This window comes from Sphingobium sp. WR1 (assembly GCF_059693745.1).
Genome location: NZ_JCATID010000004.1, coordinates 144811 through 158472 on the forward strand (window position 1 = coordinate 144811; position 13662 = coordinate 158472).

Here is a 13662-nt window from a genome sequence, read left to right on the forward strand (position 1 = left end):
GTCAGTCCGGAGGGCGCAGGCACCCGCTTGCCGCGCCGCGCCTCATCATCGCCACTGGAGCAATCCCCATTTTCCATCTGATTTCGCATTACCATCCATCCTCGTCGCCACGCGCTTTCTCCGGCCTCTGCCCTGGGCGCTTCCTCGACGATGCGCTCGACGACCCGCGCGACCGGCTCGATGACTTGACCGCCGTGCGCCTCTTCCACTTCGCGACGGTCTTCTAGTTGACGCCATAGCGCTTCGCCAAGACCCTCAGGCTCTCTTGACTATGGACCGCCGCTGTCGTGCGGGCGCTCCCATGAAAAATCTGGCCCATTCCATTCCTGGCTCAATAATGCACCATCAAATACCGGGACTAACACCTAAGGTGGGCGACTCGAGCGACAAACTTCGCAACGTGAAGGCATCTCAACAAACGTTTGCGTTAACATGGTGAGCTATCGGCATTTGAGGGTCTCGGCGAGTTAATTCATCGCACACCAGCGCTTGTTCGTCGCATTGTCATTGAACGCAACTCTACAGCAGAGCTCAATCTGCTTGAGTTGGTTTAGCGGTAAATCAAACTCATGAGGCGCACCGCTATTCTTGCTCGGTAACGACGATAATTTAGTTGGGAGAGAGATATGAGGCAGTGGTGGATTCTGGCCGCATTGGGTGCTGGCTGCTCAATACCTTCCTTGGCCGCCGCGCAGGGCGCGGCCGCCGAAGTCCTTCAAAACCCGTCGACAGGCGCTGCAACGGACACTCTGAGCACGGCGCGCGGCAACTCCGACGCAAGCTCTGCGGATATCGTCGTTACTGGCATTCGGGCCAGCCTCAGTTCCTCCGCGCAGACTAAGCGTGACGCCAACCAGATCGTGGATTCGATCAGCGCCGTCGAAGTCGGCAAATTCCCCGACGCGAACATCGCGGAATCGCTTCAGCGCATCACCGGCGTTGCCATTGACCGTTCGGGCGGTGAAGGCCAGTTCATCACCGTTCGCGGCCTCGGCCCCGAATTCAACACCGTCCTCGTCAATGGCCGCGTCATGGCGACGGACAATACGGGGCGCGAATTTTCGTTCGACGTCCTTTCGTCCAACATGATCCAGCGTACCGACATCTACAAGTCACCGGTGCCCGAACTGCAGGAAGGCGGTATCGGCGCGACGGTGAACATCGTCACTGCCCGTCCGCTCGAAGGACGCGACGGTCTTCATGCGACGGCGCAGCTTGGCGCCATCTACGACACGCTGCGGGAAAAGGCATCGCCCGATTTCGCTGCGAACGTGTCGTGGACCAATCCGGACAAGACGTTGGGCATAGTGCTGGCGGGCTCCTATACCAAGCGCAAGAGCCAAGCCGACACCATCGCGATCGACGGCTGGATCAATGGACGGCCCGATATCGTCCAGAACGTGAACGGCGTGCCGACGCTCATCACAGGCTCTGATCCTCGCTATCCGGTGTCGGGCAACGTCAACGTGCCCCAGAGCCTCTACTATCAGCGCGCGCAGGAGGAGCGCGAGCGCATCAACCTATCGGGTACGGTGCAATATCGCCCGTCCGATACGCTTGAAATCACGATCGACGGCATTTATTCAAAGTTCAACGTCCGCGGCGTCGTCCGCAAAATGGATAACTTCATGGCGGCACCCTATTATCAGCCGACCTTCGATGAAAACGGCACCATGACCAGCCTCAGCATGCTGGGTGCCGACTTCCTGGCGCAGAACCCGCAATTCGCGGCGGAATATGGTCCGCTGCTCACCAACAATGGGATAAATGCCAAGATCGATCATGTCTACAACACCACCAACCGCCTGTCCGACAGCTATCAGATCGGCGGTAACATCAAGTGGAACCCCACAGACGATATCCAAGTCATGTTCGACGCGTCGATGACGGGAGCGAACCGCAAGTCGCCCAACCAGTATCTCGTGATCGGCGGCCTGCTGCCCTACACCTATCAGTTCAATCTGAACGACGGCGGCGACCTGCCCACCGTCACCTATGACAATGGCATCATCAACGATCCCAATTTCCAGCGCCTTCACTATATGGGGATCGACAATAACCGCTCGCGCGATCGCGGGTCGGAATTCCATCTCGACACCAAATGGGACATCCAGGATTCGATCCTGAAGTCGGTCAAGATCGGCCTGTCCTATACCCAGCGGCGCAAGATCAACCGCTCCTTCAACAACAGCGATTCCAGCTGCACCTATTGCGGCTATCAGGTGCCGATCGCATCGGGCCTGTTGGAGCCCTATGATTGGAGCAACCTGCTCGGCGGCGATCGCAACATTCCGCCGACCGTGTTCCAGTTCGACCCCGAAGCCTTCCTTGCCTATCTCAACGATCCCGCGACGCTGTCCATCCCGTCGAACGGCCGTACGCCCGCACAACAGGCTGCATTTGCACAGGCGGCGCTGGCGCTGGACGGGGGCCCCTTCGGTGTCCGCGAACAGCTGCGAGGCACGGTCAACGTCCGCGAACGGCTCACGGCGGGCTATATCAGTATGGAGTTTGGCGGATCGGCCTGGAACGGCAATGTTGGCGTGCGCGTCATCAAGACCGATGTTCTCTCCTCCGGCTTCGACACTCCTGTTACCAGCATCACCGCCACGCCGGGCGACGACACGCTACAATATACCTATGGCCCCGCGACCGCGATCGCGGTGCGCAACAGCTATGTCAATGCGCTGCCATCGGCGAACATCAAATATAATCTCACCGACAATCTGATCGCGCGCGCCGCCTTCTCTCAGTCGATCACCCGCCCGACGCTGACTGACCTTGGCGTCAACAACAACTTCGGCGGCCGTATTTCCATTCCGACTTCCTCTGGCGGCAATCCCAACCTGCGGCCGTTCCGGTCGACCAACTATGACCTCGCGCTTGAATGGTATATCTCGCGTGTCAGCTATCTCAGCATCGGCGGCTTCTACAAAGACCTGTCCGACTTTCTCGAACTCCAGACGCTGCCCGTTCAGCAGTTCGGTCGCACCTTCCAGGACACCCGCACCCGCAATGGCCAGACGGGCACGATCAAGGGCGTGGAAATCGGCGGCCAATATTCGTTCGATGCACTGGGCGGTTTTGCATCGGGTTTCGGCGTCACGGGCAACTACACCTATGTGTCGAGTTCGGCCAAGCGCGACCAGACGCTGGAGGATTACGGATGCGGCTATAACGGCCTGTCACCCCACTCGGCGAACGGTAGCCTCTTCTTCGAAAAATATGGCTTGTCTGCACGCGTGTCCTACAACTGGCGCTCCGATTATCTTCGCAACTGCCGCGACAGCCAGTCACGTCCGCGCAACCGATCGTCCTATGGCCAGCTGGACTTCAACCTTTCCTATGACCTGACGTCCAATTTCCAGGTCTATGTTCAGGGCGTCAACGTCACTAACGAATATGTGGACGAATGGTCGGCGGTGAAGAGCCGCTTCCTGCTGCTCCAGGATACAGGCGCCCGCTATAATTTTGGTGTACGCGCCAAATTCTAGCTCTGGCGGAACAGGTCCGGTCCGCTGTCTGCTGCAGAATCCAGCGGCAGCGGATCGGGGTTACCTATCGGCGCTGGCACCTTGATGAGACATGCGTGAAGATCAACGAAAGATGGTCTATCTCCGGCGCTGTGAACCGCCCCGGGTTTGCCGGAGGCTATTTGGTTTAAGTTACGCAGCCATGGAGACATCGTCCAGCATGGCATAATATTGCTCTTCAGCCTCGGCGGGTGGGATATTGCCGATGGGTTCCAGCAAGCACCTGTTGTTGAACCGGTCCACCCATTCGAGCGTGGCATATTCCACGGCTTCAAAGGATCGCCATGGCGCTCGCCGGTGGATAACCTCGGCCTTGTAAAGGCCGTTTATGGTTTCGGCCAAAGCACAGTCATAGCTGTCACCGACACTCCCGACTGAGGGCTCGATGCCTGCTTCAGCGAGGCGCTCCGAGTATCTGATAGAGACATATTGGCACGACAATATGGTTGCTACGGCTATCGCCGGGTGACGGCGTTGCTGCGCGATGCGGGCTGGACGGTCAACCGCAAGCGGGTCGAGCGCCGGAAACGGCTTCGCCGCCATTGCCGCCCTCCGGTTCCGCTTCGCTCCACCTCCAGGCGGCAATGGCAACGGAGGCAACAATGCACTAATAATCGACACGGACCACTCACTGGGGGCCGATCACAGAAAACATCTATCTCCTATCTCCCATAGGCAAACAGCCAAGGGAACGTAACGGTCGGCTTTAATCGCCTGAGGCCTTTTTCGCGCGCAGGTCCAATATGTGTTTGAGGGGATTGGGCTTGCCGAATGCGACGCGCCTGAGGGTATTTTTGTCATGATGGTCGAACGGTGCAGGTCGGCCGTGCACCACCAGCGTGGTACGCACGTCATAGCTCCAGGCATCATCGCCATCGAAACATATGTCGATCTGATAACTGTCCGTACGAAAGCCATATTCGAGGAAAGCCGTCGAGCAGATGCCATCCTGGGTCTGCCCGCGCGTGGCCCGCAGCGAGAGCCTGTCATCCCCTGGCTGCGCATGGCCTGCGGCCAGCGCGACCTGCCCGCGGGGGATCGCGAGCGTCTGAAGAATTAATCCGGTCGCCGGTTCCCAGAGCCAGTATCCGATCTGGTCGTGGAAGGTGATATCCTCTTCCTTGGTCGTGATGTGCGTGTGATAGCGCAATCCATAGAAAAGTTGAGGCCCATTGGTCTGCGGATCGATGGCGTCGAACGAGGCGCGCTCGATGAAGACGCGCCGCTCGGGCGCATCGGCCTTAGGGTTGATATCCACGCCCTTATGCGCTTCCCATCGACCGGCAAGCCGAGCCAGCGGGCCCAGATTTGCCAGCGTGTCAGGATCGACATTGGTCGGCTCGGTGAAGATGTCATGCGGAAACGGGTTCATTTCTTTCCCCTAAGCAGTGCGGTCCTTTCGCACAGCATAGGGCCATCCAACGATTTACCCAACGCCATTCCCTGCCCACCAACAACCGATCCTTCCCAGGCGTTCAACGGTTGGCACGGAAATGGCTGCTAAGTCCCATGATCTCAATTCACGGAATTTACATAGATGGGATTACCGATCAGCAGCAGACGGCCGTCACTTCCACGCACATCCGCGCTGATCCAATGGCGCGCGCCGTCCGAAACCCAGTCGAACCTATTGTCGATAGAAGCTTTTCCGATCGGAAGACGATATTTCCGTCCGTCGATGAGCAGGTCGATATTCCCCGCCGTCACCCCCTCGACCGAGATGATGAGCCTGACCTTCGCGCCCTTGCCGGCGGATAATGTACCGCCCATGACGACCCTGGCACCCTCGCTTTCGGCCCGAAGGTCGAGAATGCGATCATGCGTCCCCTCGACATCCACGAACGCCCTGCCCGCCCGAACCCCGTCCAGGAAGCCCCGTGTCGACAGGTCTTGCATATAGACGACCGTCGTCGGCGTGCCGATGGCGCCCGGCTTGTCGGCGGGAATGTCCGCATTGTGGTTGTCGCTGCCGCCGATGGCGGTGACATGCTGTCCGTTATCGAGCAGCCGACGCCAAAGGCCCAGACCCTGCAAGGGGCTTTCCGCCGAGCCGGTCTCCGCCATGGTGCCGCCGTTCACCACCTCGACCGCCTGCACCGCGCCGGGAGGAAGGTCGGCGATGCGCCAGCCACAGCCCATGCAGATTTCGCCCGACGGCGCGCCGGCATGATTAAGCGACACGATGCCGCCCTGTTCCTTTACCGCGTCCATCCACTTCGCCGCCTCGGCATAGGTGGGCGCAATGGTGCGGAAATCCAGAAAGCCGGTAGAGCCAAAAACATTGCTATGGCCGAAAAAGGTCGTCACCTCCCGCCCCGGGAGCAGCAGCATCTTGTCGAACGAACCCTGCAATTCGCGCAGGGCGGCAAAATGCGCTGTCGTATTATGATCGGTGAGAGAGATGAAATCTAGACCCCGTGCCGCCGCTGCCTCGACGGTTCGATAGACCGGGCATGGCACCTTCTCTCCCTTTTGGGAGAGGCATTTGCCGTCGCTGTTGCCACTGTGCATGTGCAGGTCGCCGCGATACCATCCCGGCGCGGGGTTGAGCGGCGCTTCCTCGAAGGCGGTAAAGGTCGGCGCGCGGTCGATGAAGATGCGAGCCTCGAACGGCGCCTCCACGCCCTCGCGGATATTGGGGACGCCCAATATGATGTTCCAGCGTCCGGCCGGCAGCGGGCCGGGCAGATAGCCCGGCGTCGCCTCCTCCAGGCTGAGCGTCATATGATCGCGCGTGCCGCCGCTCCAGCCCCGGAAACGCTCCGGGTCGGCAAGGCCGAGGTCGATGACTGATTTCTGCTCCTTGCCACCATAGCGGAACCGGATGGTGACGCGCGCGACGCCTTCGGGCAAGTCGAAAGGAACCTGTCGATAATGTTCGTAATCGGCACGACCGATCGTGCCGGTGATCGTGCGATAGGGGACCGCTTCCTGACCCGCGGTGGAGGGGGCCGGCTCGGCTGGCCGCCCCCATGCGGGAAAGGACAGCGTCAGGACGAGGCCGACGAAGGCGGCGGATGCGATCCCCTTCCCCATGGTCAGAACTTGTACATGAGGGCGGCACGGAAATTCCGGCCGATCAGCGGACGCGCAATGAAGGTGTTGGCCCCCGCATCTGCATTCTGCACTTCACCGGCACGCGGATTACCTTCGGTCAGGCCCAGCGAGTTGGTGAGATTGTCGACATAGCCATAGAGCGACAGGCGGTCCGTCACCTGCGCGCGGGCGCTGAGGTTAATGGCCGAATAGCCGGGCAGGCGCACCGAGTTGGCGGTGTCGACATAGCGTGGGCCCTGATATTCATAGGCCGCCTGGATACGCAGGCGATCGTCCAGCAGGTTGACGCCCGGCACGACGCGCAGGCTGACCTTGGGGATGCGGATCAGGCGGTTGCCGTCATAATCGTTCACGCGCTGCTGCGAGTCGGTATAGACCAGCCCCTTATATTTCGGATCCTGCAGGGTGAGTGTTGCCGACACATCGAAGAAGCGCGCCGGCCGCACCGTGCCCTCCAGTTCCAGACCGAAGGTCTGCGTGTCCGCGAACAGCGCCTCGGTCCTGGAAGCGCCCGTGTTCAGGTCGAAGCGATAGTTGGTGAAGGAGACATTATTATATTTGGTCCAGAATCCGGTGGCGTACACGTCGAACAGCGGACTGTTATATTTGAAGCCCACTTCGCCCAGATCCATCGTCTGGGTGATCGGTTTGGCCGTTGGGCTGGTGATGAAGCTGCCAAGGCTGGGCATACGGTTGGCATAGGTGTAGCGGGCGAACATTCCAGCGCGCGCGTTGAACTGATAGTTCATGCCCGCCGTCACGGTCGCATGGTTAAACGTCTCGTCATAATTGGCGGAAAGGCCGCTGCCCGTGATGATCGACGAGGTCGAGGGCGTGCCCAGATTGACGGTCTTTTTCAGCGCCACCGAACCACGCGCATTCATGCTTTCCCACCGGACGCCGCCGTCCAGGCGGAATTTCGGCGTGATCTGCCATTCGTCGGCCAGATAGAGGGCGTGGGTGGTCTGCTCGCCATGGGCGTCCTCCCACTCATAGCCATATTTGTAGATGCCGTTGGTGTCGGAGAAGCTGCGCACAACATTGCCCGCCGCGTCGACCGCGACCAGGCTGAGCAACCGGGCATTGTCCTGCACGTCGAGCAGCGCGGTGGAGGAATAGCGGCTGAAATATTGATCGATTGTTGCGAAATAATAGCCGAAGGTGACGTCGTGGGTGGTCGATCCCATCTCGAAGCGATGAGCGATATGGGTGTCGCTCATGAATTCCTTCACCGGCATGGTGATGCCGCGCAGACCGCCATTGATGACGAGGCCGTTGCCGTTCTGATTGGCGGTATCGTAGATTTCGCCGCTGGTCGTATAGCGCAGTTGCAGCGCGGTTGCGCCCGGCGCCTGCGACAGGAGACCCGCATTGGCGGTCAGCAGGCTGGTCGCGCTTTGCAGACTGTTGGGATAGACGCCGTTGCGCCGCGTCGTCGTGTCATTGTAGCGCGAGGTGTTACTGATCTTCCAGCCGTCGACCGGCTCGATCTCGAAATTGGTGGTGATCTGCGTCCGCTTGACCTGCGTTCCAACCGTATTGTCGAAATCATAGATGCTGCCATCGCCCTGCACCATCTTGATATGCGCGGTTTCGGGGCCGGCGACCGTGCCGCTGTGGCCGTTGAAACCTGGCACTGCGCGGATTTCACCGTCGGAATAGGTGCGCATGGGGATGCCGGTGTAGAAGGCGACCCGGTCGTCCACGCGCTTCACATCGACGCTGAACTTCGCATTTTCCCACTCGCGCGAAATGGTGGCGCGGATCTGGCCGCCCTTGTTGGCTGTAAAGCCGGGATCGCGCACGCCGCCTTCGGACCGATAGAAGCCGCCGACCGCGACCTTCCAGTCGCCCACCGGCGCACCGATCCAGAAATCGGTGCGGTAGAGGCTGTCGGCGCCCAGCGTCATCTTGATAAGGCCTTCCGCCTGATCGCCGACCTTGCGCGGAATGAAGTTGATCGCGCCGGCCGGCGCGTTGGAATAGAAGAGCGAGGCCGGACCGCCGCGCACCACCTCGATCCGCTCGATCGTCTCGTCGATGCGGAAGGCCTGGTCGGCGTTCAGATAACCGAGCGCCGGATCATGCTGGACCGGGATGCCGTCCTCCAGAAGCTGGACCGAGCCGAAGCCGTCGACCGGCACGCCGCGGGCGCGCACATTGCCGCTCGCCTCCCCGCCTGACGCCTCGACCCAGAAGCCGGGAACCGACTTCAGCGCTTCGGTCACGCTGGTGGGCGCCTGGAGGCGCAGATTTTCCTCGGAAATGTTGGTGACCGAATAGCTGGTTTCCGCCTTGGTCCGCACCTTGGTGCCGGCGCGGCCGGTGACGATGATGTCGTTGAAATTGCCGCCCTGCGTATCGACGCCATTGTCGGCGGGCTTTTGTTCCTGGGCCAGCGCAGGCATGGCGCCCGCGCACAGGATCGCAACGAGCGATGCAGTAGTCAGCAAGGATTTCATGGTCGGTGTCCCCTTTATTCCGTTCCCGAAAGCTCTGGCGCAGGCGCAGCCGACCCCGTTGCCGGAAGCGCGGTTGCGCGACCGGCATGGGCGGATGGCCATGCGTTGAACTGTCGAGGCGCAGACGGTGAAAGCGGACGGCGCCGCTACTCGAAACGAAAATATTTTTCACAAGCGTCGAACCGCGCCTGTCCGCTTCACTGTCAACCGACTGTAACAACCGCGCCCTAGGGCACGGACCATCTGCCGATTCCGATGGAGCGTAACGAGACATGCCCATGCTTCGCGACATCGACATCTGGTTTGCGGACCATGTCTTTGTCTTCCATCAGGAACATCGCCGTTATGCCTTGAGTCTCGTGCGGCAACAGGACGAGGCGGAGGAACTGGTCCAGGAAGCTTATGCCCGGCTGTTCGCGCTGGAGGATTGGGCCGGAATAGCCAATCCCCATGCCTTCACCATGCGCATCATCCGCAATCTGGCCATCGAACGCTTCCGCCGCGCGGACGTGGTGCGGCTCGATCAGGGGGCGATGCTGACATCGCTGGAGATCGCCGATCAGGACCCTACGCCCGATGTGATCGCGATAGACCGATCGGAATTGCGCCATATCGTCCGCGTCATGCAGGAGATGCCGCCCCGTATGCGCGAGGCGCTGCATCTGCGGAGAATTGAGGGACTTCCTCCCGCGCTTGTAGCGGAGAGAATGAATATTTCCGTCTCCACCGTGGAAACGCATCTGGTCAGAGCCCTTCGCCTGTTGATAGAGCGGCGGAATCGACTGGATGGATCGGTGAAGGCGGAGCAGGCATCTCAATGCGAGAGCAGGGAAAGGTTGGAACAAGTCTGAGCAATCAGGCCATTGAATGGCTGGTGGCGCTCGACAATGGTTCCGCCGACGCCGATGCGTTCGAAAGGTGGCGCAATGCCGACCCGCGTCATGCCTCGGCCTTTGCGCAGGTGGCGGCGACATGGAAGCGGACGGCGGACCAGCGCCTGTCCGCCATGCTGGACACATCCGTATCGCAGGATGAGGAAATCAGCACCCCAGCCTCCCGCGCCATGGTTTCGCGTCGTGCGGTTGCAGGGGGACTTGCCGGCCTGCTGGGGCTTGCCGGGGCGGGCGCCTTCATCGCCTGGCCGCGTCGCGCCTATGCCGAAACGACCGTAGGGGAACGGCGTATCCTGAGCCTTCAGGACGGCAGCCAGGCCATGCTCAACACCGATACGCGCGTGGCATGGCGGTTCCATGGCGACGGGCGCGATTTCTGGGTCGAACGGGGGGAAGCGACCCTCTTGGTGAAGGAGGGCGGCCAGCCGTTCCGGCTCTATAGCGATCCCATCGACGGGCGGCTGAGCGCGGGTAAGTTCAGCCTGCGGATCGACCCGAGCGAAGCGCGTCTGCTGGTCCTGGCGGGGCGCGCGGCCGCCATCTACCGCAACACCCAAAGCCGAACGCTCGATGCCGGCAGCCTGCTCAGCGTCAGCCATGGCGATGTGCATGTCGACCAGCTTTCAGCGGAGGCCCTGTCGGACGCAATCGCGTGGGAACGCGGTGAGATCCTGTTCCGCGGCATGACGCTCAATCAGGCGATTGCCGAATATAATCGCTATCTCAAGGTCAAGCTGGTCGTGCAGGACCCGGCGCTTGGCGCGACACGATTGGGTGGCACTTTTCATACCACCGATCCCGAAGCCTTTCTCGTCGCGCTTGAGGACGGCTTCGGCATTGCCCATCGCCAGCAAGGCGAGACAATCTTGCTGTTCCCATCGCGCGGCACTTGAACGCTTCCAGAGCCTGACACAAAGCTGTCGCGTAGGAGCGCCACTGGAGCGGGATGCCTCCGACTCGCCGCCTTTGCTTCCTCCTGACGTTGCTGGCGGCTGCGCCAACGGGGGCGGCGGCATCAACCTCATTGCCCTCTCATTTTCACATTCCTGCCCAAAGTCTCGCCAGCGCACTCGACCAGTTTGCGCGCCAGACAGGTATGCAGATCCTCTACCCCTATGCCTTTGCCGCCGCGCGGCGCAGTCCGTCGCTGGAGGGTGCGATGACGCCTCGCCGCGCGTTGGAGCGGCTGCTCCGCGGCAGCGGCCTCGGGATCATCCGCTTCGCCGACGGCATCGTCACGCTGAAGGCGATACCGCAACCGACTCCGGTGCGGCGCGGCGCCCGGCCCACGCCGCCCGCTCCCCCGCCTTCCCCCGAGCCACGCCCCGCGCCCTCGCCTGACATCATCGTCACGGGACGCGCGCTCCAGACGCCGCTGAGCGCGCCGGAACTCAGTTATGCGATAACCCGGATCGACGCCGAGGCGCTGGCCCGTGCCGGACCGTCATCGACCGCCGACCTGTTCAAGCAGATCCCCGGATTCTGGGTGGAAAGCACGGGCGGTGAAGCCAGCAACAATATCCGGGCGCGCGGCATACCGACCGACGGCTATTCGTCCGTGGCGTTGCTGGAAGATGGCCTGCCGGTCCAATATGATGGGGGCCTTGGTTATCTGAACACCGATCAGATATTCCGCAGCGACGCGACCATTGATCATGTCGAGGCCGTGCGCGGTGGCCCCTCTGGCATCTTCGCAGCCAATGCGCCGGGCGGGAGCATCGACTTCCTGACCCGCGATCCTCTGCAAAAGCCCGGCTTCACCCTGTCGGCGACCGGCGGCAATTTCGGCTATCAGCGTGTCGATGGCTTTGCCGGGATGCGGCTGACGCCGGAACTGGGCGTTTCAATCGGCGGCTTCTATCGCCGCGACGACGGTTTGCGCGATCCGGGCTACACCGCCGATCGTGGCGGCCAGTTCCGCGCCGGCCTCCATTATGATGACGGGACGACGCGCCTGTCGTTCAATGTCAAACATCTGAACGACCGCGTCATCCTCTACCTCCCGGTTCCGCTGCAATTCGACGATCAGGGGAATGTGGGCGCCATTCCCGGCTTCGACCCCTTGTTCGACACGCTGGCCGGACCGGACAATCTCCATGTGACATTCAAGACGTCGTCGGGCCCGCAGACTTTCGACCTGTCGGAAGGAACCCATAGTCGTATGGATTTCTATACGCTGTCGGGCCGGCGCGCATTGGGTGCGAATGCAGCGCTGGGCGTGAAGGCGCGGCTGCGCACGGGAATCACATCGCGCAACGGCCTGTTCCCCGTCGGGCGTCCGCAATCGGGTATCGATTATGCCGCCGGCGTCTGGCCCCAGCTGGCGGCCGCCTTTCCCACGGCCGTCGGGACGGAAATACGCTATGCCGACAGCGGTGCCCCCCTTCTGCCTGACAGCAACGGCAACGGCCTGGTCGTGGGCGCCAATCTGCTTTCCGTCCGGCTGCCGATGCGCGAATTCATCGGCGACGTCCGCCTGACCGGGCAAATGCAGCAATGGGGTTCGCAGGATCTGGCGGTGGGGCTGACCTATGCCGACAGCGCGCTGGAGTATGATCGCATAATGGGCACCGTCCTGCTCGACCTGCACGGACAGGCACGACGACTGGATGTTGTGGCGGTGGATGCGCGCGGGCAACGGGTCGGGTCGCTGACCGACAATGGCTTTGTCAAATATGGCTCCCTGTACGATGGCGTAACGCTGAAAACCGCCAATCTGGCGCTCTATGCCGCGGACGAGTGGAAGCTGGGCGAACATTGGCGCATCGACCTTGGCGGGCGATGGGAACAGACGCATATCGGCGGTCGGGTGGAGGGCTCCTCAGCGGTCGATCTGGGCGATCCGGCCACCCTGGCCGACGATGCGGTGCTGACCGGCACGGGTCTGTTTTCTCCCGTCGACCGGCATTTCTCGGGCTTCAGCTGGACCGCGGGCGTTAATTTCCATCCCGATCGCGGCACCGGCCTGTTCCTGCGCTTCACCCGCATCGCCCGACTGCCGAGCGCGACGGAATTCTACGCCGAGCCCGACCGGACGGACGAGGCGATCGTCCCCATCACCATGACGGAAGCCGGCCTGATCCTGCAGCGTCGCCACTGGAACTTGTCCGCCGTCGCATTCAGCACGCATTTTTCGCGGCTTCCCTTCACCGACCATCGGTTCGACCCGGCCACCAGCACCTATGTTGACCAGACATCCATCGCCGATACCGAAGCCATGGGCCTCGAAATGTCGGCTTATGCGAAGCTGTCCGGCCCGTTCAGCATCGATGTGCAGGCGACGCTACAGGATTCGCGCTATCGCAATTTCCGCTACAATGAGGTGTCCGACGGGGTGCCCGTGACCCATGACGTTACCGGCAATCGGTTGATCCGCGTACCGCGCATCGCTCTGCGCGCCAGCCCCAGTGTCGATCTGTGGTCCGGGCGCCTGCGGATCAGCGCCGACCTCATCCATTATTCCGCGCGTTATGCCGACATCGCCAATTCGCAGCGTCTGCCTCCTTTTTCCATGATCAACGCCCGGATCACCGCCAGAATTAACGATCATGTTACGCTGACCGCCAACGGCACGAACCTTACGAACAATCTGGGCCTGACTGAAGGCAATCCGCGCATGGGGTCTTTTGATGCGGGGGGGATGACCTCTCGCTATTTCCTGGCGCGCCCGGAATTTGGGCGCACGATTCGCGCCACACTTCATTTTTCCTATTGAGA

7 protein-coding genes and 2 pseudogenes are annotated in these 13662 nt (G+C 61.4%); 5 read left to right on the plus strand and 4 right to left on the minus strand.

Annotated elements, in window-relative coordinates; all coding sequences use genetic code 11:
* The first annotated feature begins 626 nt into the window (after positions 1–626).
* Positions 627–3494: a TonB-dependent receptor gene (locus AC58EF_RS07285; RefSeq protein ID WP_497275647.1), complete on the plus strand. Its 2868-nt coding sequence runs from the start codon at positions 627–629 to the stop codon at positions 3492–3494.
* A 171-nt stretch (positions 3495–3665) separates the two neighbouring features.
* Here AC58EF_RS07285 and AC58EF_RS07290 read toward each other — a convergent pair.
* Positions 3666–3965, minus strand: a pseudogene (locus AC58EF_RS07290) (integrase core domain-containing protein); the annotation flags it as partial.
* On the opposite strand from AC58EF_RS07290, the pseudogene AC58EF_RS07295 reads away from it, so the two are divergent.
* Positions 3957–4055 (plus strand): annotated as a pseudogene (locus AC58EF_RS07295) (IS3 family transposase); the annotation flags it as partial. The pseudogenes AC58EF_RS07290 and AC58EF_RS07295 overlap by 9 nt on opposite strands.
* A gap of 184 nt (positions 4056–4239) precedes the next feature.
* On the opposite strand, the gene AC58EF_RS07300 reads toward AC58EF_RS07295, so the two are convergent.
* The 3 genes from AC58EF_RS07300 to AC58EF_RS07310 all read right to left on the minus strand — a co-directional run bounded on the left by AC58EF_RS07300 (position 4240) and on the right by AC58EF_RS07310 (position 9052).
* A complete protein-coding gene (locus AC58EF_RS07300) occupies positions 4240–4905 on the minus strand; it encodes an FABP family protein (RefSeq protein ID WP_497275649.1) in 666 nt (221 codons plus the stop codon).
* A gap of 143 nt (positions 4906–5048) precedes the next feature.
* On the minus strand, positions 5049–6569 hold the full coding sequence (locus AC58EF_RS07305; RefSeq protein ID WP_497275651.1) for a CehA/McbA family metallohydrolase: 1521 nt from the start codon (positions 6567–6569) through the stop codon (positions 5049–5051).
* A 2-nt stretch (positions 6570–6571) separates the two neighbouring features.
* Entirely contained in the window at positions 6572–9052 is a 2481-nt protein-coding gene (locus tag AC58EF_RS07310) for a TonB-dependent receptor (protein ID WP_497275653.1), read from the minus strand.
* A 272-nt stretch (positions 9053–9324) separates the two neighbouring features.
* On the opposite strand from AC58EF_RS07310, the gene AC58EF_RS07315 reads away from it, so the two are divergent.
* The 3 genes from AC58EF_RS07315 (at position 9325) to AC58EF_RS07325 (ending at position 13660) form a co-directional block, all read left to right on the plus strand.
* Positions 9325–9903 carry an RNA polymerase sigma factor gene (locus tag AC58EF_RS07315; protein ID WP_497275654.1) on the plus strand — a complete coding sequence of 193 codons (579 nt, stop codon included), beginning with the start codon at positions 9325–9327 and terminating at the stop codon, positions 9901–9903.
* Entirely contained in the window at positions 9870–10838 is a 969-nt protein-coding gene (locus tag AC58EF_RS07320; protein WP_497275656.1) for a FecR family protein, read from the plus strand. The genes AC58EF_RS07315 and AC58EF_RS07320 overlap by 34 nt, the downstream gene beginning before the upstream one ends.
* 203 nt (positions 10839–11041) lie before the next feature.
* On the plus strand, positions 11042–13660 hold the full coding sequence (locus tag AC58EF_RS07325) for a TonB-dependent receptor (protein WP_497275657.1): 2619 nt from the start codon (positions 11042–11044) through the stop codon (positions 13658–13660).
* Positions 13661–13662 lie beyond the last annotated feature (2 nt).

Coding starts and splice junctions, on each gene's coding strand:
- AC58EF_RS07325 (WP_497275657.1), top strand. CDS start 11,042: ATGCAGATCCTCTACCCCTATGCCTTTGCCGCCGCGCGGCGCAGTCCG.
- AC58EF_RS07305 (WP_497275651.1), bottom strand. CDS start 6,569: ATGGGGAAGGGGATCGCATCCGCCGCCTTCGTCGGCCTCGTCCTGACG.
- AC58EF_RS07300 (WP_497275649.1), bottom strand. CDS start 4,905: ATGAACCCGTTTCCGCATGACATCTTCACCGAGCCGACCAATGTCGAT.
- AC58EF_RS07285 (WP_497275647.1), top strand. CDS start 627: ATGAGGCAGTGGTGGATTCTGGCCGCATTGGGTGCTGGCTGCTCAATA.
- AC58EF_RS07310 (WP_497275653.1), bottom strand. CDS start 9,052: ATGAAATCCTTGCTGACTACTGCATCGCTCGTTGCGATCCTGTGCGCG.
- AC58EF_RS07315 (WP_497275654.1), top strand. CDS start 9,325: ATGCCCATGCTTCGCGACATCGACATCTGGTTTGCGGACCATGTCTTT.
- AC58EF_RS07320 (WP_497275656.1), top strand. CDS start 9,870: ATGCGAGAGCAGGGAAAGGTTGGAACAAGTCTGAGCAATCAGGCCATT.